The 19,421-nt window shown below is 75.8% G+C and carries 14 protein-coding genes; 6 read left to right on the top strand and 8 right to left on the bottom strand.

The window, feature by feature from the left end:
* Positions 1-107: 107 nt before the first annotated feature.
* The 5 genes from OMK64_RS13720 to OMK64_RS13700 all read right to left on the bottom strand — a co-directional run bounded on the left by OMK64_RS13720 (position 108) and on the right by OMK64_RS13700 (position 6,116).
* Positions 108-1,058, bottom strand: a complete 951-nt coding sequence (locus tag OMK64_RS13720) for an LLM class flavin-dependent oxidoreductase (RefSeq protein WP_272728938.1) — start codon at positions 1,056-1,058, stop codon at positions 108-110.
* A 54-nt stretch (positions 1,059-1,112) separates the two neighbouring features.
* Positions 1,113-3,149 carry a penicillin-binding transpeptidase domain-containing protein gene (locus OMK64_RS13715; RefSeq protein ID WP_272728937.1) on the bottom strand — a complete coding sequence of 679 codons (2,037 nt, stop codon included), beginning with the start codon at positions 3,147-3,149 and terminating at the stop codon, positions 1,113-1,115.
* 269 nt (positions 3,150-3,418) lie between these two features.
* The gene (locus OMK64_RS13710; protein WP_272728936.1) at positions 3,419-4,333 is read right to left on the bottom strand and encodes an SDR family NAD(P)-dependent oxidoreductase; all 915 of its coding nucleotides are present in this window, start codon (positions 4,331-4,333) and stop codon (positions 3,419-3,421) included.
* A gap of 104 nt (positions 4,334-4,437) precedes the next feature.
* Positions 4,438-5,724: an MFS transporter gene (locus OMK64_RS13705; RefSeq protein ID WP_272728935.1), complete on the bottom strand. Its 1,287-nt coding sequence runs from the start codon at positions 5,722-5,724 to the stop codon at positions 4,438-4,440.
* 32 nt (positions 5,725-5,756) lie between these two features.
* Complete coding sequence (locus tag OMK64_RS13700) at positions 5,757-6,116, bottom strand: ArsR/SmtB family transcription factor (protein WP_272728934.1); 360 nt, start codon at positions 6,114-6,116, stop codon at positions 5,757-5,759.
* Positions 6,117-6,318: 202 nt separating this feature from the next.
* Between OMK64_RS13700 and OMK64_RS13695 the strand changes: the two genes are divergently transcribed.
* Complete coding sequence (locus OMK64_RS13695) at positions 6,319-6,885, top strand: manganese efflux pump MntP (RefSeq protein ID WP_272728933.1); 567 nt, start codon at positions 6,319-6,321, stop codon at positions 6,883-6,885.
* 41 nt (positions 6,886-6,926) lie between these two features.
* On the opposite strand, the gene OMK64_RS13690 is transcribed toward OMK64_RS13695, so the two are convergent.
* From OMK64_RS13690 to OMK64_RS13680, 3 genes are all read right to left on the bottom strand, one after another.
* The gene (locus tag OMK64_RS13690; protein WP_272728932.1) at positions 6,927-9,437 is read right to left on the bottom strand and encodes a PQQ-dependent sugar dehydrogenase; all 2,511 of its coding nucleotides are present in this window, start codon (positions 9,435-9,437) and stop codon (positions 6,927-6,929) included.
* A 115-nt stretch (positions 9,438-9,552) separates the two neighbouring features.
* Positions 9,553-9,870, bottom strand: coding sequence for a PAAR domain-containing contractile injection system baseplate protein (locus tag OMK64_RS13685; protein WP_218051584.1), 318 nt, complete (start codon positions 9,868-9,870; stop codon positions 9,553-9,555).
* 34 nt (positions 9,871-9,904) lie between these two features.
* Positions 9,905-11,233, bottom strand: a complete 1,329-nt coding sequence (locus tag OMK64_RS13680) for a COG1470 family protein (protein WP_272728931.1) — start codon at positions 11,231-11,233, stop codon at positions 9,905-9,907.
* Between the two features lie 223 nt (positions 11,234-11,456).
* On the opposite strand from OMK64_RS13680, the gene OMK64_RS13675 reads away from it, so the two are divergent.
* The 5 genes from OMK64_RS13675 to OMK64_RS13655 all read left to right on the top strand — a co-directional run bounded on the left by OMK64_RS13675 (position 11,457) and on the right by OMK64_RS13655 (position 19,402).
* Positions 11,457-12,023, top strand: a complete 567-nt coding sequence (locus tag OMK64_RS13675) for a helix-turn-helix transcriptional regulator (protein WP_272728930.1) — start codon at positions 11,457-11,459, stop codon at positions 12,021-12,023.
* A gap of 112 nt (positions 12,024-12,135) precedes the next feature.
* The gene (locus OMK64_RS13670; protein ID WP_272728929.1) at positions 12,136-15,513 is read left to right on the top strand and encodes a hypothetical protein; all 3,378 of its coding nucleotides are present in this window, start codon (positions 12,136-12,138) and stop codon (positions 15,511-15,513) included.
* Positions 15,514-15,517: 4 nt separating this feature from the next.
* Positions 15,518-16,225 (top strand): Pvc16 family protein, encoded by a 708-nt coding sequence (locus OMK64_RS13665; protein ID WP_272728928.1) that lies wholly within the window; start codon positions 15,518-15,520, stop codon positions 16,223-16,225.
* Complete coding sequence (locus OMK64_RS21105; RefSeq protein WP_272728927.1) at positions 16,222-18,339, top strand: ATP-binding protein; 2,118 nt, start codon at positions 16,222-16,224, stop codon at positions 18,337-18,339. Before OMK64_RS13665 ends, OMK64_RS21105 begins: the two co-directional genes overlap by 4 nt.
* A 328-nt stretch (positions 18,340-18,667) precedes the next feature.
* Positions 18,668-19,402, top strand: coding sequence for an eCIS core domain-containing protein (locus tag OMK64_RS13655; protein ID WP_272728926.1), 735 nt, complete (start codon positions 18,668-18,670; stop codon positions 19,400-19,402).
* The last annotated feature ends 19 nt before the right edge of the window (positions 19,403-19,421 follow it).

The following is a 19,421-nucleotide window of genomic DNA, read 5'->3' as shown; positions in this document are numbered from 1 at the left end:
GGCGGCGGGCTCGTCGCATTCCATCACGGGACGACGCGCCCGGCCGCGCACGTCCCGCACGCCGGGGACGACCCGCCGTGCGACGGCCCCCCGGGACGCCGCCGCGGTCAGCGCAGACGCGCGAGCGAGTCCAGCGCGGCGACGGGGTCGGGGCCGAGCGGGAACAGGACCGCCGACGACACGCCCGCGTCGAACAGCGCGTCGAGCCGGGCGCGCGCGGCCGCCGGCGTCCCGACGATCCCGAGGTCGTCGACCCACGCGTCGGGCAGCGCGGCACCGAAGTCCTCGGGCGACCCGACCGACGCCCGCAGCGCGGCGATCTCGTCGGCGTAGGGCAGCGGCGCGAGGTGCGGCGCCCAGTCCGGCTCGCCCACCCACGCGAGCGCGGGCCGCGCCAGCCGACGGGCCGCGTCGGCGTCGTCGTCGACCGCCGCGACGCAGTACGCGACCACGCGGTGGTCACGCGTCGGGGCGATCTGCGAGAGCGCCGTCGCGACGTACTCGGGCGTCACGGGCTCGGCGAGGACGGTCCCGTCGGCGTACCGGCCCGACACCGCGAGCGACCGCGGACCGCGCACACCGGCGAGGATGCGCGGCGGGTGCGCGGGCGGCGACTCGAGCTGCACGCCGTCGAGGTGCACGTACCGGCCGTCGGCGTCGACGCGCTCGCCGTGCACGATCGCGCGCACGGCGCGCAGGTGCTCCTCGAGCATCGTGAGCGGGCTCGCGGGCCACGCCCCGACCTGCCGCATCCACGCGGGCATGCCGTGCCCGATGCCCACGTCGACCCGGCCGGGGAACAGCTCGGCGAGCGTCGCGGCCTCCATGGCCGTGAACGCCGCGTCCCGTACGGCCGCGGGCAGGATCCCGACGCCGACCCGGATCCGCTCGGTCCAGGCGAGCACCGCCGATGCCTGTGCGACGCCGCCGCGGAAGAAGCAGTCCTCGACGACCCACACCTCGTCGAAGCCGAGCCCCTCCGCGCGCAGCACGAACTCGCGGACGCGTCCGGCGGGCAGGTCACGGGGCAGCAGCACGCTGAGCGCACGGTCGGTCATCGTCGTCCTCCTGGTGGCGCACCCGCCCGGGACCGGGCGGACGACGACCGCGCGTCAGCCGGCGGCGGTCGCCAGGAACTGCTCGAGCAGCGGGCCCGCGGTCGTCGAACCGTAGTCTCCGACATCCACGAACACCGCGACGGCCAGGTCGCCCTGGATCGCGATCATCCACACGTGGTTCTGCAGGTTCGCCGCGTCGCCGAACTGCGCCGTCCCGGACTTCGCCATGACCTCGCCGCCGGGCGCGTCCTGCAGGAACGACCCGCCGCCCTCGGTCACGACCGCCCGCATGAGCGCGCGCAGCGACTCCGACTCCGGTCCGGTGAGCGGCACGTGCGGGCGCGCCGTCGGCGTGTCCTCGGCGGGTGTCGGCGCCCCCGACGGGTCGTCCGCCGCCTCATCCGCCGCGTCACCGTCACCCTCGGCGTCGACGACGAGGTGCGGGGTCACCGTGGCGCCTGCCGCGACCGACGCCGCGACGGTCGCCATGCCGAGCGGTGACGCGAGCACGCGCCCCTGCCCGATCATCGACGCCGCGTGGTCCGTCCCGTCGGAGTCCGACGGCACCGCGCCGAGGAACGCCGCGAAGCCCAGGTCGGCGTCCGGCACGAGCCCGAGCGACCCCGCGGCGTCGACGAGCGCCGACTGCGGCGCCTGGTCGCGCGCCGAGATGAAGGCGGTGTTGCAGGACTGCGCGAACGCGGTCCGCAGCGGCACGTCGCCGAGCGCGTCCGACGGGTAGTCCGGGAAGTTCGAGAACTGGCGGCCGTCGACGGTCGTCGTCGGCGGGCACGAGACGGTCGAGTCCGCCGTCAGGCCCGACCGCAGCAGGGCGAGCGCGCTCGCGACCTTGAACGTCGAGCCCGGCGCGTACTGCCCGAGCGTCGCGGTCGACATGCCGTCGCCGCCGGGACCGCTGGCCGCGGCCAGCACCTCGCCCGACGACGGACGGATCGCGACGATCGCGCTCGCAGGCCCGACATCCGCGAGGATCGTCTCGGCGCCGTCCTGCAGGCGGGGGTCGAGCGTCGTGCGCAGGTCCGTGCCGGGCGCGGGGTCGGACCGGAAGAGCTGCCGCACGGCGACACCGTCGGCCGGCACGGCCTCGATCGTGAGCCCGGGCCGGCCGCGCAGCTGCGCGTCGTACTGCCGTTGCAGCCCGGACAGCCCCGTCAGGTCGCCCGCCGCGATCGCTCCCTGCGACTTCTCGACGATCTCCGCGGTCGCCGACCCCACCGTCCCGAGGATGGGCCGCGCGAAGCGGCGCGTCGGGGCGAGCGGGATCGTGTCGGCCACGGCCCGTACGCCGGGCGTCGCGAGCAGCGCGTCGACGTCGTACTGCGTGTCGCCGTCGCGCACGACGATCGCCTCGACGAACGCCTTCGGGCCCGCGGACGCGACCCGCTGCACGTACGCGTCGACGTCCATCGTGAGCGCCGCGGCGAGCGCGCGGGCGGCGGCCTCCTGGCCCGCGGCGTCGACGAGCGTCTTGTCGACACCCACGCGACGCACCGCGCGCGGCTCGACGATGACCTGGTCCCCCGCCCCGAGCACCCGGCCGCGCTCGGCCTGCTGGCGCGTCACGCGCAGGGTCTCGGTCGGCTGGAGGTCGGGCACGAGGACCCCCGGCGTCCACGCGACCCGCCACACCTCGGCGTCCTCGGCGTCGCGCGCGAGGGACACCTGCGTCGTGTACGTCCAGTCGACCGGGCCGTCGTCGACGTCCCACGTGTACGCGAGGCTCGCGGTCGCGGCGTCGGGGTCGTCCTCGGGCTCCGTCACCTCGCCGACCGCGACCTGAGGGACCCACGGCTGGATCCCCTCGAACGTCGTGGTGCGCAGCTCCGCCGCGGCCGCGGCGTCCCCGGAGCCGGCCACGAACTCGACCGCGCCGAAGTCGCCCGACTCGATCGCCTGGGTCAGCGTCTCGAGCGCCTCCTGCGGACCGGGGGGCTTGGGCGAGCACGCCGAGAGCGTCCCGACGACGACGAGCGTCGCCGCGCCGACCAGCCCGAGCACGGCCGGTCCCCGGCGGCGGCGGGGGCGTCGGCGGAGGGCGGGCGCGTCGTCGCGCGCGCGGTCGAGCGTCATCAGGTCTCCTGTCGTCGGGCCGGCAGCGGCGTCGGCCCGTCTGCGTTCCGTCCGAGCGGTCATCCTGGCCCGTCGCGCAGGCCGGGGGCCAGCGAGTTCGCGGGGCGGGACGTCTCCCGGCAGCGTGGCACCGCCCGACGCCCGACCGGGTGAGAACACGGAAGCCTTCACCCTTCCTCCTCACCGCGACGACCCCGCTCGGCGTGCGGCCGGGACGTGGGTCCCAGGTCACCGAGGGCGACGGGCGTCGGCGTCGACGACGGCGCGGCTCAGCGGTCCGGGAGGGACGTCCCGGTGAGGTCCTCGGCGACCTGCCACAGCCGGGCGGCGGTCCCGGCGTCGCGCATCCGCCGCCCGAGCCGCGCAGGTCCGGGCGGGCCGACGATCCCGAAGGTTCCCGTGGGCCCGAGGTACGCGCCCTGCGCGACGTCGCCGGTCGCCGCGAGCAGGAGCGACCCGACGCCCTCGGCCGCCGACATGGACGGCAGCACGGACCGCTCGCCGAAGGGAGACCGGCGGGGCGTGTCCCGGCCCAGCGACGCGCCGGCGGTCTGCAGGTTGGTGCGCGTGAAGCCGGGGTGCGTCGCGAGCGACAGCAGGGGCCAGCCGCGGCGGTCGGCGACGTGCGCCAGGTGGCGGGCGAGGAGCACGTCGGCGAGCTTCGACTGCGCGTACGCGCGCCACGGGCGGTAGCGGCGGCGGGCCTGGAGGTCGTCGAACCGGATGCGGCCGACGTGCGCGACGCCGCTGCCGGTCCACACGACGCGCGGCGCGGGGGCGTCGAGGAGGAGCGGCAGCAGCCGGTTCGTGAGGGCGAGCGGTCCGAGCGCGTTGGTCGCGAGCTGCAGCTCGAAGCCGTCGACGGTCTCGAACCGCGTCGGCACGGCCATGACGCCCGCGTTGTTGAGCAGCGCGTCGAGGTGCGGCAGGTCGCGGGAGATGCCGTCGGCGAACGCGGCGACCGAGGACAGGTCGGCGAGGTCGAGCATCCGCAGCTCGACGTGCGCGCCCGGGACGGCGGCGCGGATCTCCTCGACCGCGGTCGTCCCCCGGCGCTCGTCCCGCGCGGTCGCGACGACGTGCGCGCCCGCGGCGGCGAGCCGCTGCGCGGCCTCCCGGCCGAGGCCGCTGGTGGCACCGGTCACGACGAACGTGCGGCCGGTCTGGTCGGGGACGGGCTGCACGGTGCGCTCCGGGGCTGGACGACGAGGCGCGCCCACTGTCGCACGCGGCCGCTCCCGGTGCGCGCGGCGTGCGGCGGCGCGCGTGGGCCGGCGCCGGTGGTCGGCTACGCGGCCGTCGTCGCGTCCTCACGCGTGCCCGCGGCCGGCGTGCTCCGGAGCGGGCCGCCGTGGCCCGACGAGCCCACCGGCCACAGCGACGCCGCTGCGGCGGTCGCCACCGCCGACACGACGGCGAGCGCGACGGCCGCGCCCGTGAGGCCGGCGCCGCCGAGCCATCCGGCGACCGGGTAGGTCACGAGCCAGCACGCGTGCGACAGCGAGAACTGCGCCGCGAACGCGGCGGGTCGGTCGGCCTCGGGCAGGTCGCGCACGACGAGCCGCCCGACGGGGACCTCGGCGCACGCCCACCCGGCGCCGACGACGAGCCAGAGGACGCCGACGAGCACGAGCCCCGCGACGGACGGCACACGCAGCGCGAGCGGCACGAGCGCGGTCGCGGCCGCGAGCGCCACGGCGCCGCCGAGCATGACCGCCCGGTCGGACAGCCGCCCCAGCATGCGGGGCAGCAGGAGCGCCGCGGCCATGGACCCGGCGCCGTTGGCGGCGAGCAGCAGCGCGACCGCGGTGTCCCCCTGGCCGAACGTCGAGCGGGCGACGACGACGGTCTGGACCAGGACGAACGCGCCCGCGGCGGCGACCGCGAGGTTGAGCGCGAGGACGGGCCGCAGCGCGGGCGTGCGGACGAGCAGCGCGGCGCCGTACCGGACGCGCGCCCCGAGCGGGAGCTCGGCGAACGCGGGGTCGTCGCCCGCGGCCGACGCGCGCGGTCGACCGATCGCGACCGTCGCGACCAGCACGGCCGACGCGGCGAACCCGGCGGCGGTGCCGACGAACAGGGCGTGCGACGGGATGAGCAGCAGGAGGGCGGCGGCGAGCACGGGTGACAGGACCATCTCGAGGTCGTCGGCCAGCCGCGCGAGCGACAGCGCCTGCGTGTACTCGCGCTCGTCGGGCAGCACGTCGGGGACGACCGCCTGCCAGGTCGGGGTGTGCGTCGCGGAGGCGGCCTGCAGGACGAGGACGAGGACGTAGACCTGCCAGGTGGCGTCGACGAACGGCAGGCACAGCGCGGCGGCGGCGCGGACGACGTCGGCGGTGACGAGGACGGCCCGGCGCGGCAGGCGCACGACCAGGGCCGCAGCCAGGGGTGCGACGACGACGTACGCGACCATCTTGATCGCGAAGACCGTGCCGAGCACCTGGCCGGCGCGGTCGCCGGCGACGTCGTAGGCGAGCAGTCCGAGCGCGACGGTGGCGAGCCCGGTGCCGGCGAGCGAGACGACCTGCGCGGTGAAGAGCCGGCGGAACGTGGGGTGGGCGAGCGCGGTCATGAGGTCGTGCGGCTCCGGGGGCGCGGTCGGGGTCAGGACGTCGCGTGCGTCCGGTGGTGCGCAGGCACGTCCTCGAGCGCGTGCTGCGCCTGGTAGACGGCCTGCGTGACGAGCGTCCGGGCGTGCTCGTCGACGAGCGAGTAGTAGACGCGCGTGCCGTCCTGCCGGGCCCTGACGATCCTCCCCCAGCGCAGCTTGGCGAGGTGCTGGGAGACGGAGGTGGGCGACTTCTCGACGAGGTCCGCGAGGTGGTTCACGGAGAGCTCGCCGTCGCGCAGGGCGAGGACGATCCGCACGCGCGTCGGGTCGGCGAGCAGCGAGAACACCTCGACGACGAGGTCGACGTACGGCGAGTCGACGCCGACCCCGTGTTCCTGCGAATCTGCATGCATGCGCAGATAGTAAGCACGACACCACGTCCGCGGGCGACTTCGGTCGTCCGGAACCGCGTCTTCGCAGGTCACGCACTCCGAAGTTCCGAGACCGTTCTCACACGCCCTCGGCTACCACCCGCCGTGGAGCGACCCGTACGGTCGGGCGCCGGGGTCGCCGCCGCACCCCCGGCCCCGGCCGCCCTCCACCGGAAGCTCCACGATGTCGACCTGGGCGCTGCTCCTGATCGCCCTCAGCCTGTCCGCCGACGCGTTCGCCGTCGCGCTCGGCAAGGGCCTGCACATCCGCCGCCTGACGTTCCGCGACACCGCGGCGATCGCCGTCGCGTTCGGCGCGTTCCAGGGCCTCATGCCGCTGCTCGGCTGGCTGCTGGGCGTACGGCTCGCGGACTCCATCACCGAGGTCGACCACTGGGTCGCGTTCGGGCTGCTCGCCGTGATCGGCGGGAAGATGCTCCACGAGGCGTTCACGCAGGGCGACGACGACGAGCCGGACGAGGACCACGTCGGCGTGCGCGAGCTGCTCGTGCTGTCCGTCGCGACGAGCGTCGACGCGCTCGCCGTCGGGATCGGGTTCGCGTTCCTCGACGTGCCGATCGCCGGGGCCGCCCTGCTCATCGGCGTCGTGACGCTCGTCGTCTCGCTCGCCGGGGTCCTGATCGGCCACCGCGTGGGTGTCCGCTTCCGGGGGCCGGCCGAGGTCGTCGGCGGCGTGATCCTCATCTTCATCGGCGTCCGCATCCTGCTGGACCACCTGGGCGTCTGGTAGCCGCGACGAACGGGCCCCGACGGGCCGTGACCCGCGCGACGCTACGGCCGCAGGCGGGCCGTCGGGACGATCTCCGACGTCTGCGACGTGCTCGACCACCGGAGCTCGGCGACCGCGTTCCGCAGCCCGTCGAAGTACTCGAGCACGATCGGCACGGCCTGCCCCGCGGTCAGCGTGACCGTCCCGGTGTCGACGCGGCGGGAGTGGTTGGTCCACTGGTCGATCACGAGGCGCCCGTCGACCCAGAGCCGCACGCCGTCGTCGGACGTCGTCGCGAACGTGTACGTCTGCGAGTAGCGCGGGACGACCGAGCCGCTCCATCGGACGGAGAAGGTGTCGGCGCCGATGCCGCTCACGGGGGCCGCGAGGCCCCAGTCGAACGCGACGTTCGGGTCGATGCGGGAGACCGTCGTGCCGGTGAGGTCGGCGTTGTCGTAGTAGACCGCCTGGAGTCCGCGCAGCCCGAGCGTCGCGGTGAGCGTCGTCGCCGCGGAGGGTGTCCGCCACGTCCGGCTGGCCGCGGTCGAGCCGTCCGACCAGCGGTCGAGCTCGTAGGTGCGGCCCTGCGCGTCCTGCTGCGACGGGACCGCGAGCCGCAGGTCGAAGCCCGCCCACGACGTGAGCGTCGTCGGACCGGTGACCGTCTGGCCGTTGACCGTGAGCGTGCGTCCCGCGGGCGAGGTCGCGAGCGTCACGTCGACCTTGCGTGGCAGGAAGTCGCGCGTCACCGTCGTCGTCGCGCCCTGCGAGTCCGTCGCGGTGAGTGCGATCCGCAGGTGGCTGTTCGCGGCAGCCGCGAGGTCCTCCGGACCGGGGGCCTCGAACGACACCGACGTGCCCGTCACCGGGCCGAGGAACGGGTGGGTGTGCTGGTCGTGCACGCGGACGACCGTCCACGACAGGCGCGACCCCGGCAGGGTGCCGTCCTGCGCGTCGGTCGCCGAGCCGCTCAGCGTGTACGACTGCCCGACGACGAACGTCGCACCCGCCGCCGGTGACGTGATCTGCGCGGTCGGCGCTGTGTTGCCCGAGCTGATCCGGACCGTCACCGCGGCCGACGTCGCGCCCTGCGGGTCGCGCACGCGCAGCGTCGCGGTCCACGTGCCCGCCGCGTACGTGTGCTGGACCGTCGGGGTCGTGGTCGTCGCGTCGGGCGTCCCGTCGCCGAACTGCCACAGGTACGTGAGCGTGCCGCCGTCGGGGTCGCTGCTGCCGCGGCCGTCGAGCGTCGTGGTGAGCGGTGCCGCGCCGCTCGTCGGCGAGGCGGTGAGCGCCGCCGTCGGCGTGCGGTTGGCCGTGCCCGTGTACGCGAGCCGGCGCACCTCGCCGCCGTTCGCGTACGTCGTGTAGTAGAGCGCCTGGCTGCCCGACCAGGGCCCGAACTCGAGGTGCACGGCCGCGCCCAGCCCGGTCGAGACGTCGGTGCGCACCCCGCCCCTGAGCATCATGAGCTTGCCGCAGTTGTAGTCGCTGAACAGGTACCCGTCCTCGTAGGCCGCCGGCCAGACGCCGTCGGGGACGAACGCGCCGCCCGTGATCGAGCCGCAGCCCGTGCTCCGGCCGTAGTCGTGGATCGGGTCCGTCATCCCGGCCGGGAGCGCGCCGCCGCAGCTCGTCGCCGAGCCCGTCTGCGCGCAGTGCCCCTCACGCACGGGCCAGCCGTAGTCCGCGCCCGACGTCCCGAGGTCGATCTCCTCCCACACGTTCTGGCCGACGTCGTTGACGTGGAAGACCGTGCCGCTCGCGTTCGGGTCGAACGCGAACCGGAACGGGTTGCGCAGCCCCCACGCGAACGTCTCGCGGCAGATCGTCCCCGCCGCGGCCGGGGCCAGACGGCAGCTCGCGGTCCCGGTGCCGAGGAACGGGTTGCCCGGTGCCGGTGCGCCGGTGGTCCGGTCGACGCGCAGGATCTTGCCGTTGAGCACGTTGCGGTCGCGCGACGCGTCGTTGTTGCCGCCGCACCCGCTGTCGCCGCGGTAGTCGCAGCCGCCGTCACCGGTCGAGACGTAGAGGTAGCCGTCCTTGCCGACGTGCAGGTCGCCCGCGTTGTGGTTGCCCGCCGGGGACGCGATCCCGTCGAGCAGGACCGTCTCGCTCGCCGGGTCCACCAGGTTGTCGTCGCCGAGGACGAAGCGCGACACGCGGTTCACCGGCGCGCCGGCCGGGGTCCCGCCCTGGCTCGTCGGGCAGGTCGTGCCCGTGCGCGCCGTGTAGAAGAGGTAGATCGCGCGCGTCGCCGGGTCGGGGTCCGTCGCGACGCCGAGCAGGCCGCGCTCCGAGTTGGTGCACAGACGGCTCGACAGGTCGAGCGCCGGCGTCGACAGCAGCGTGCCCGCGGCCGTGCGGACGCGCAGGCGGCCCGACTGCTGCGTGACGAGCATCCGACCGTCGGCGGTGAACGCGATCGCGGACGGGTTCGGCACGGTCGCGACGAGCGACTCCGTGAACCCGGCCGGGACGGCGGCCGTCGCGGGTGGTGGACCGGCCACGACCAGGCCGGCGGCGACCAGGGCCCCCGTCACCACGGCCACGAGCGTGCGCATGCCGTTCATCGAGGGCCCCCGTCCTCGTCGACGCGTCAGGCCGCCACCATCCCCCCGCACGCACCGGAGCGCAACGCACCGGACCGATTCACCGACCGACGCGACCCTTGCTGCCGCCCGGGCGTCAGCCGCCGATGATGACCGTCGGGCAGCCCGGGCCCGGGACGACGGGGGTGCCGTGCATGCTCGTGTCCGCGAGCCGCGCCGCCGGGAAGTTGCCGATCAGGACGGTCAGCGAGCCCATCGCGATGCCGTTGGGCGCGGGCGACACGCACGGGATGCCGCCGGGCATCGCGTTGGCGACCGCCGCCGGCTGGTTGCCGATGAGGACCGTCATGACCCCGGCGGCCGGGGTGATCGGGCCGCCGACGTGCGGCTTCGGGCCGTCGAACAGCGGGCACAGCGCGGTGTCGCCGACGCGCAGCGCGGGACCCATGGGCATGTGCAGCCTCCCGATCGGGCAGCCGGCGCGGCGGTCAGGGCGCGGGCGGCGGGGCCGGGACGGCGAGCTGTCCGCTGAAGACGAGCGCGTCGTCGCACTGCGTGGGCGGTGACGTCTCGTTCTGCGGCTGCCCGGGCGCGCGGCAGATCACGGACATCGTGAGGGCTGTGCCGGACTGCAGGACGATCGGCGTCTGGAAGTGGAAGTCGTTGTCGCGGAAGTTCTCGAGCGCGACGTCGAACAGCACCGCGGGGTCGCCGCCGGCCGGGGTCTGCGTGAGCAGCAGCCGCCCGAAGTCGCCCTGCGGGTTGTTGAGGACGAGGTCGGTGAGCCGGAACGTGCCGCCGTCGGGCACGACGAACGGGTCGGCGTCGACCGCGGTCGCGGACGGCGGCGTCTGCACCGTCATGCGCTGCGTCGTGGGCGTGAGGATCTCGGTCGGCGGCAGGAAGTTCTGCGTGAGGTCCTCCATCTGCGCGACCTGCTCCTGCGCAGCGGCGGCGGCCTGCCCGGCGCCGGTCGACGACTGCTGCGCCGCGGTCGCGGCCTGCTGCGCGGCGGCGGCGGCCTCCTGCGCCTGCGCGACCTCGTCCTCGACCGACGACTTGGCGGCGGACTCGATGACCGGCTTGAGGAGCGTGAACCACAGCAGCGCGAGCAGGGCCAGCAGGAGCAGCAGCGCGAGCAGCGCCTTGAAGAACCACTTGGGGATCGTCGCGACCTGCACGTGCGCACCGTCGAGCAGGACGGGCGTGGTGTTCTCCGCGGCGGCGGTCACCGTGAACGGCATCGTGATGTCGGGACCGCGCCACAGCCGCTTCTCGGGTGTGACGCGCACGTCGGCGAACTCGACGGTGCCCGGGTTCACGGCGACGATCTGCGGGCGGACGCGGAAGGCGAGCGCACCGTTGTCGTCGGCGGCCGTGAGCGACACCGTCACGGGGACGTTGCCGCGGTTGTCGAGCGCGACGCGGTGCCGGGCCCCGCTGCGGCCGTGCGACGTGCGCGGCAGCAGCTCGGCGGTCGTGTCGAGGAACGGCAGGACCTCGACGACGCCCTCGGGGATCACCGTCTCGTCGACGTGCTCGAACGGGACGACGCGGATGCCGAAGTCGAGCGTCCCCGCGGGCACGGCCGCGGACCGCGGCGGCGCGAACCGCACGGTCGCCGTCGTCGTCGTGCCCGGGTAGAGGCCCTCGATGACGGCCGGCTCGACCGTCGTCCACGCCGCGGGCGCGCCCAGCACCTCGATGCGGTAGCCCTCCACCACGTCGCCCGTGTTCCGGATCTGCAGCGGGACGACCGCCTCGGTGCCGGGGCTGAGCTCCACGCGCGCCGAGTCCAGCTTCGCCGTCGTCGTCATGCTCGCGACGCTACGAGCGGGGTCGGGCGCGCGGTACGGCCTGCGGCCCGGCCGGAGGGGCACCGCGGATGCCCGTTGAGTCGTTGTTGACTGCACGATCAGTGCGCCCCGGCACGCTGTCCGTCAGTGCACCCGAGCAGCGGGTGCCACGGCGCAGGGGGCGACGATGGACAGGGTGGCCGTGTGGGTCAGCGCGAGGGACCCGATCTCGGAGGCAGGAGTGGTGAGCGCGCTGCGGCCGCGTCCCGAGGTGCGCGTGGTGCCCGCGGAGGAGGCGCCCAACGCGCAGGTCGCCGTCGTGGTGGCGGACTCGGTGGACGACGACGCGCTGCGCCTGGTCCGCATGGTGCGACGGCAGAGCGCCGCGCAGGCCGTGCTGGTCGCGGGCCGGCTCGAGGACGGCGACGTGGTCACGGCGGTCGAGGCCGGGGTGCTCGGGCTCGTACGCCGCGCCGAGGCCACGCCCGACCGGCTCGTGCGCGTGATCTGCGGCGCCGCGACCGGCGAGGGCAGCGTGCCGCCCGACCTGCTGGGCCGCCTGCTCGACCAGGTCGGCACGCTGCAGCGGCAGGTGCTGCGGCCGCGCGGGCTGACGTTCACCGGGCTCGCGTCGCGCGAGATCGAGGTGCTGCGGCTCGTCGCCGACGGCTACGACACGTCCGAGATCGCGCAGCACCTCGCGTACTCCGAGCGGACCGTGAAGAACGTGCTGCACGACGTCACGACGCGCCTGCAGCTGCGCAACCGCTCGCACGCGGTCGCGTACGCGCTGCGCGAAGGGCTCATCTGACCGCTGCCCTTTCGGCCCGGGGCGGCTGCCCCGACGGCTGACCGGGGGCGTGTGCCGGGGTCCGTCCGCGGGCGGCACCGTGGGACACCGCACCGAGCGCGGAGGAGGCGTCGTGCGCCGAGCACTCACGGCTGGGCTGGTCGCTGCCGTCGTGCTGCCCTCGACGGTCCTCGCGGCGGCCGGGATCGGGCCGCGGCCCGCGGCGCTGCCGGCGCCGCTCGTCACGGAGCCGCGGCTCGCGTACGCGGACTCGGAGCAGCGCCTCATGTACGCGCTCGTCACCGACCCGCCCGAGCCCGTTCCCGAGCCCGAGGCGGGCGAGGACCCCGGCGTGCCCGAGATCGCGGCCGGACCCGGCGGTGCCGGAGGGCCGCTCGGCGCGGCCGCTCCGCCCGTCGGGGGCCGGACCGTCCTGCCCGCGTTCGGGGACCTCGACGTCCAGGGCATCGGCGGGGTCGAGCAGGACCACCGCTACGACGCGGAGGCCTCGGTCCAGCAGCCGGGCGGTCGCCCGGGCGGCCGGTTCGAGACGCAGCCGCCGACCGCGTTCGTCAGCGCGCGGTACCTGCCCGAGGGCGACGTGTTCGTCCGCTACGAGGCGACCGAGGACCTGCCGACGCAGGTCGTGCGCCTCACCTGCGACGCGGCCGTCGAGTCGCACCCCGTCATCTCGCCGGACGGCACGTGGATCGCGTGGGCGACCACGCGCGACGGGACGTGGTCGATCGTCCGGGCCTCGATCGACGACCTCGCCTTCCCCGACGACCTGGACTGGTGCGAGGAGGTCGGCGACCAGGCCGAGGCGGTGACGACGGGCGAGTTCGACGAGACGTGGCCCGCGTGGACCTCCGACAGCGACCGGATCGTCTACAGCAGCACCGAGTCCGACCCGCTGGGCGACCTGTGGTCGGTGTCCACCGACACGCTGGAGGCCGTGCGGCTCACCGACGGGCCTGCCGCCGAGACCCAGCCCACGGTGTCGCCGTGGAGCGACTCCACCGCGACCGTCGCGTTCACCACCTCGCAGTTCCGCCCCGACGGCTCCCTCGGGCTCGTCGGCATCGACCGGGAGGGTCAGCCCGCGAGCCTGTTCGAGGGCAACGACGGCGAGGTCGTCGACCTCTACCCGCCCGGCGCCGGCAGCGAGGAGTACCCGGGCCGCGTGCAGGCGTCCGAGCCGACGTTCGGCCAGGTCGACGACGTCGCGTGGCTGGCGTGGACGAGCCGCGAGCTCGACCCGGCGGGCGACGTCTGGATCGGGTTCCTCGACGACAGCGAGGAGGGCATCACCGTCGAGTTCCAGGAGCCCGTGATCGCGACGCCGGGACGCAGCGAGTCCCACCCGACCTGGGGGTCCGTGTTCGACGGCGGCGAGGGCGACACGCCGGCCGCCTACCTGACGTTCACCGACGCGCCCCGGCTGATCGACATCCACGACGTGCGCGCCGACGGCAGCGGGGACCTGCGCATCCTCGCGCAGCGCACCGAGACGCGGCCGCCCGACGAGCCGAGCGCGCCGCCGCCGGAGCCGCTGCACGAGCTGTCGCCCGCGTACCACCCCGCCGGAGACGAGCTCGCGTACGCCTCCGAGAACGCGGAACCGGTGCCGTTCGGGTGGGAGCTGTCGCAGGTGATCCGCAGCACCCCGGCGGACGAGAACGCGGGGACCGTGCTCGACTACCCGCACGGTCCGTTCGACGCGGAGCCCGCGTGGTCGCCCGACGGCACGCGCGTGGCGTTCGCGCGCTCGCCGGACCCGAACGGCAACGCTCCGACGCTGCTCTACGTCGCGGACCTCTCCACGAGCCCGGCGACGGTCACGCAGGTGACGCAGGGCGTCGAGGGGGTGCTCGTCGAGGACCACGACCCGACGTGGACGCCCGACGGGTCGCGCCTGTTCTTCAGCCGCTGGTACCTCGACGACCGGGGCGCGGACGTACCCGCTGCCGAGCGGTACCCCGTCCGGGCGACGACGATCTGGTCGGTCGACTCGCGGGGCACCACGCCCGAGCAGCCGTTCGTCGTCGCGGACCCCTGCGCTCCCGCCGCCCTGTGCCCGCAGGTCGTGTCCGGACGCTCCCCCGCCCTGTCCCCCGACGGCACGCGCCTCGCGGTCGTGGACCTGGCGACCCGCAACCTCGGCCTGCCGGAGCTCCCGCTCTCCGGCGCGGTCGCCCTCGGCGGGATCGGGATCCTCACGCTCGACACGACCGGGAACCTGCCCCCGGTGACGAGCGCCGTGGCGCTCACCGGCATCCGCAGCGACGGCACCGCGACCCCCTCGCGCCCGACCGTCGACGGCACCGACCACCCCGCGTGGTCGCCCGACGGGACCGAGATCGCCTTCTCCGCGTTCCGCGCGGGCCAGCCGCAGCAGCGGGGCATCTGGGCCGTCTCCGCGGTCGACGGCGCGGGCCTGCGGCTCGTCACGGACACGCAGGGGACGCAGGACGAGCCGGCCTACCGCCCCTACGCGGACCTCGCGGTGACGCTCACGGCGGCACCGGCGGCCGACGGGTCCACGACGCTCACCGTGTCCGTGAGCAACGCCGGACCGGGACTCGTGCGGCGCGCGCAGGTGGACGTCGAGCTGCCCCCCGGCCTCACGACCCCGGGCGTCCCGGGGTGCACGGTCACCGGGCAGCAGCTGACGTGCCCCCTCACGACGCCGCTGCCGGCCGGCGGGGCGCCCGTCGTGATCGACGTCCCCGTGCAGGGCGTGTCGACCACGTCCGGGCCGATCACCGCGGGCGTCACGAGCACGAGCCCCGAGCGGGACGTCACCGACAACACCGCCACGCTCACCCCCGGCGTCGCGCTCGGCGTGTCCGTCGCGGTCACCGTCGCACCCCCCGTGCTGTGGGTCGGCGGGCAGCCGGGCAGCGCGACGTTCACGGTCACCAACCTCGGCGGGCAGCCCGCCGACGACGTCACCCTCACGACGACGTTCCCCGGGATCGTGACGACCGCGGGCGGCGAGCCGTGCACCGTCGCGGCGGGCGTCTGCGCGCTCGGGACGGTCGGCCCCGGCGCGACGCGCGTCGTGACGTCGACGTTGACCGCCGGGGCCGTCACCGGCCCGCCCCAGAGCGGGCCGATCACGGCCGCGGTCGCGACCTCGTCGGCCGACCCCGTGCCCGCCGACGACACGGCGAGCGCGCCCGTCGAGGTGCGTGCCCCCGAGCTCCTCGTCGTGCCGACCGTCCTGCGGCCCGGCGGCGTCGCGTTCGTCAACGGCCGGTGGTTCCCGCCCGGCGAGCCCGTCCGGCTGTCCTGGTCCCCCGGCATCATGAGCGCGCCCGGCCCCTACACCGCGCGGGCCGACGGCAGCTTCCAGGCCTCGGTGCCGATCGTCGCGGACACCCTGCTCGGCCCGCGCCGGCTCGTCGGCACCGGCACGTCGCCCGGCCCGCTGTTCGGGGAGGTCGACACGGACCTGCTGGTGAACCCGAGCTCGGTCGCCGCACCCGACTTCCTGTTCCGGAGGTGAGGCCGTGATCGGCTCGGTCGACGAGGCGCTCCGCGCGCTGGTCCGCGAGGCCGTGGACAGCACGTCCGTCGAGGTCGTGCTGGACGCCCCGACGAAGGACTGGGCCGCGCGCCGCAACGCACCCACCGTCGACATGTACCTCTACGACCTGCGCGAGGACCTGCGGCGCCGGTCGCGCGGCTTCCTCGAGAACCGCGTCGAGGGCGTCGTCCAGACGCGGTTCCAGCCCCCGCGGCACTTCCGGCTGTCCTACCTCGTCACCGCGTGGACGCAGCGCCCCGAGGACGAGCACCGGCTGCTCGACGCGGTGCTCGTCCACCTGCTGCAGTTCGACGCGCTGCCCCCGCGCGTGCTCGAGGAGCGGCTCGTCGCCGCCGGCGCGCGCGTGCCGCTGTTCGTCGGGCTGCCGCCGCCCGAGGACCGCGGGTTCGCCGACGTGTGGTCCGCCCTCGGCGGTGAGCTCAAGCCGTCGATCGACGTCGTCGTCGACGTGCCCGTCCTCACCCCCGTGCCCGGCGACGTGGTCGGGCCGCCCGTGCAGGCGCCGCTGCGGGTCGACGTGCGGGACACCGACGGCGGGGGCGCGGACAGCGGCGTGCAGCGGCACGTCCCGCCGCCGCCGACCGGCGCCGACGGGTCCGGGTCGTCGTCCTCGGCCGGTGACGGCCGCCCGGGTGCGCGACCCGTCGCACGCGCGCGGAGGCGGCGGTGAGCACCGGACCGGACGGCGCACCGGGCCTCGTCGGCGACGCGGACGGCACCGCGCCGGACGCCGGGCAGCGTGCGCCGGACTCCAGCACCGCGCACGTGCTCGCCCGGCTCGCCGCCGTCGAGGAACGCGTGCGGGCCCTCGTCGCCCGCCGGCGCGTCGGCGACCCGCAGCCCGACGACCCGTTCCGCGGCCTCTACCTGAACGACGAGACCGTCGACCGGCTGCTCGCGGGCCACGGCACCGAGGTGCTGTCCGCCGAGGTCGACGACCGGACGCGCGCCGCCGAGCAGGCCGCCGACGCCGCCGAGGCCGCGGGGCACGTGCTGCGGCTGCGCACGCTCACGCGCGCGTTCGCGCTCGACCCCCTCGACGTCGAGCTGCTGCTCGTCGCGCTCGCGTGCGAGGTGGACGTGCGGTTCGAGCAGCTCTTCGGCTACCTCAACGACGACGTGACCCGACGACGGCCGTCCGCCGCCGTGGCGCTCGCGCTGTGCGGCGTACCCCTCGCGTCGGCGGCGGGCCGCCACCGGCTGCAGCACGGACCGCTGCTGCGCGGCGGGCTGCTCGAGGTCGAGGAGCCCGACCGCCCGCTGCCCGGGCGGCCCCTGCGCGTACCGGACCGGGTCGTCGGGCACCTGCTCGGCGACGACGCACCCGACCCTGCGCTCGCGCCCGTCCTGGTGGACGACGAGGACGTGCCGTGGGGTGACCCGGGCCGGCTCGTCGCCGCGCTGCGCGCCGGCACCCCGCTCGTCTACCTGCGGGAGCCGCCCACCGGCTCCGGGCGGGTGCTCGCCGTGCGCGCGCTGCAGGCCGCGGGTCGCGGCGCGCTCGTCGTGGACGGCGGCGCAGTCGCGTCCGTGCCCGAGCCGGAGGCCGTCGCGCGCACCGCCGCACGCGAGGCGCTCCTCACCGGCGCCGGGCTCGTCGTCGTCGGGACCGACCCGCTGACTGCGCAGCCGCGGGCCTCGCGCGCGCTCCTCGCGGCGGCACCCGTGCTCGTCGTCGGCCGCACGACGTGGGACCCCGCGTGGAGCGAGTGGCCGCCGCTGCTGCTCGACGTGCCGCCGTCGACCGTCGCCGAGCGCACGACGCTGTGGCAGCGGTCGCTCGGCCGGTCGCCCGACGCCGACACGGTCGACACCGCGCGCACGACCGCGCCCTACCTCCTGCGTCCCGAGCAGGTCACGCGCGCCGCGCGGGCCGCCCGGCAGCAGGCGACGCTCGACGGCGGCCTCACCGCGGAGCACGTGCGCGTCGGGGCGCGCGCCGAGAACGGCACCGCGCTCGAGCGGCTCGCGCGGCGCATCGAACCCGCCGTCGGCTGGCAGGACCTCGTGCTGCCGCCCGACGTGCTCGGGTCGTTGCAGGAGGTCGCGACGCGCGCCCGGTTCCGCGAGCAGGTGCTCGGCGACTGGCGGATGCGGCCCGGCGGCGGGCGCGGGCACGGCGTCGCGGCGCTGTTCGCGGGCGACTCCGGCACCGGCAAGACGATGTCCGCGGAGGTCGTCGCGCACGAGCTCGGGCTCGACCTGTACGTCGTCGACCTCGCGACCGTCGTCGACAAGTACATCGGGGAGACCGAGAAGAACCTCGAACGCATCTTCGCCGGCGCCGCCGGCGTCAACGCGGTCCTGCTGTTCGACGAGGCCGACGCCGTGTTCGGGCGGCGCAGCGAGGTCAAGGACGCGCACGACCGGTACGCCAACATCGAGTCGGCCTACCTGCTGCAACGCATGGAGACGTTCGACGGGCTCGCGATCCTCGCGACCAACCTGCGCGCCAACATCGACGACGCGTTCATCCGCCGCCTCGACGTCGTCGTCGACTTCCCCGTGCCCGACGCCGGGCAGCGCGTGGCCCTGTGGGACCGCAGCCTCGGCACCCGGGTGCCGCGCGACCCCGACGTCGACCTCACGTTCTGCGCCGACGCGTTCGAGCTCGCCGGCGGGGCGATCCGGTCCGCCGCCGTCACCGCGGCCTACCTCGCCGCGCAGGACGGCGGGACAGTCGCGATGCGGCACGTCGTCGCGGCCGTCTACCGCGAGTACCGCAAGCTCGGCCGCCTCACGCTCCCCAGCGAGTTCGGCCACTACTGGAGCCTGCTGGCCTGACGCCGTCCACCCGGCCCGTCGATGGCCCGGCCAGCACCGTCGGCGATCCACCCGCCCCGGCGCGGGTGGCGGCCCGTCTGCGCGACTTCGGCCATGTGCGACTTCGGCTCAGGGGTGCGACATCGATGTCGCACTCCCGAGCCGTTGTCTCTCCTTCTCAGCGGTGGCGCCTCGGGCCCGCACGGCGCGCGGGCGTCACCCGGCGGCCGGTGCCCGATCGGGCGGCGGGGAGTGCCCGACGGGGTGGACCGGGCGATCCTGCCGGGCGGCGGCGTGCGGTGGCAGCGTCGAGCGGGTCGAGGACGACCTGCGTCGAGAGGGGCCGACGATGCACAGCCACGACCACCTGGAGGGCACCGAGCCGCTGCGGCCGAAGGCCGCCCGGGTCGACGAGCGGGGCACCGCGCCGGTCGTGGCCCGCGCGCTGTCCGAGGGGCGCACCGACCGGCTCGACGCGAGCGGGCTGGCGTACCTGCAGCGGACCGCGGGGAACGCGTCGACGACGGGCCTGGTCGAGGAGGAGCGCTCGCCCGTGCTCGACGTGGTCGGGTCCGGCGGCGGCCGGCCGCTCGACCCGGAGACCCGCGCGGACATGGAGGGCCGGCTCGGCGCCGACTTCGGCGACGTGCGCGTCCACACCGACGGTGCGGCGTCGGACTCGGCGCGCTCGGTCGGCGCCCACGCGTACACCGTCGGCTCGGACATCGTCTTCCAGCGCGACGCGTACGACCCGACGTCGACGGCGGGCCGCACGACCCTCGCGCACGAGCTGACGCACGTCGTCCAGCAGCGCAGCGGACCCGTCGACGGCACGCCGACCGGGGGCGGCATCAGCGTCTCCGACCCGGGCGACCGGTACGAGACGGCCGCCGCCGCGAACGCCGAGCGCGTCATGGCCGACGCCGCACCCGCCACCGCCTCCCCCGGCTCGGCTCGCGCCGCCGACGCGAGCGTCGTCGCGCAGCGCCAGGACGAGGCGCCGGTCGAGGAGGAGGAGGAACCGGTCCAGGGGTCCTTCGTCCAGCGGGAGGAGGCCCCGGAGGAGGAGATCGAGGAGGGCTGACGCCCGCGCGGGACGTCCC

Origin of the sequence: Cellulomonas fimi (assembly GCF_028527925.1) — a bacterium.
Lineage (GTDB): Bacteria > Actinomycetota > Actinomycetes > Actinomycetales > Cellulomonadaceae > Cellulomonas > Cellulomonas fimi_C.
This window is presented reverse-complemented; position numbering and strand designations above follow the sequence as displayed.

Excerpts from the sequence above, each read along its gene's own strand:
- OMK64_RS13700 (WP_272728934.1), bottom strand. The coding sequence starts at position 6,116 with ATGCATGCAGATTCGCAGGAACACGGGGTCGGCGTCGACTCGCCGTAC.
- OMK64_RS13685 (WP_218051584.1), bottom strand. The coding sequence starts at position 9,870 with ATGCCCATGGGTCCCGCGCTGCGCGTCGGCGACACCGCGCTGTGCCCG.
- OMK64_RS13720 (WP_272728938.1), bottom strand. The coding sequence starts at position 1,058 with ATGACCGACCGTGCGCTCAGCGTGCTGCTGCCCCGTGACCTGCCCGCC.
- OMK64_RS13690 (WP_272728932.1), bottom strand. The coding sequence starts at position 9,437 with ATGAACGGCATGCGCACGCTCGTGGCCGTGGTGACGGGGGCCCTGGTC.
- OMK64_RS13655 (WP_272728926.1), top strand. The coding sequence starts at position 18,668 with ATGCACAGCCACGACCACCTGGAGGGCACCGAGCCGCTGCGGCCGAAG.
- OMK64_RS13705 (WP_272728935.1), bottom strand. The coding sequence starts at position 5,724 with ATGACCGCGCTCGCCCACCCCACGTTCCGCCGGCTCTTCACCGCGCAG.
- OMK64_RS13715 (WP_272728937.1), bottom strand. The coding sequence starts at position 3,149 with ATGACGCTCGACCGCGCGCGCGACGACGCGCCCGCCCTCCGCCGACGC.
- OMK64_RS13695 (WP_272728933.1), top strand. The coding sequence starts at position 6,319 with ATGTCGACCTGGGCGCTGCTCCTGATCGCCCTCAGCCTGTCCGCCGAC.
- OMK64_RS13680 (WP_272728931.1), bottom strand. The coding sequence starts at position 11,233 with ATGACGACGACGGCGAAGCTGGACTCGGCGCGCGTGGAGCTCAGCCCC.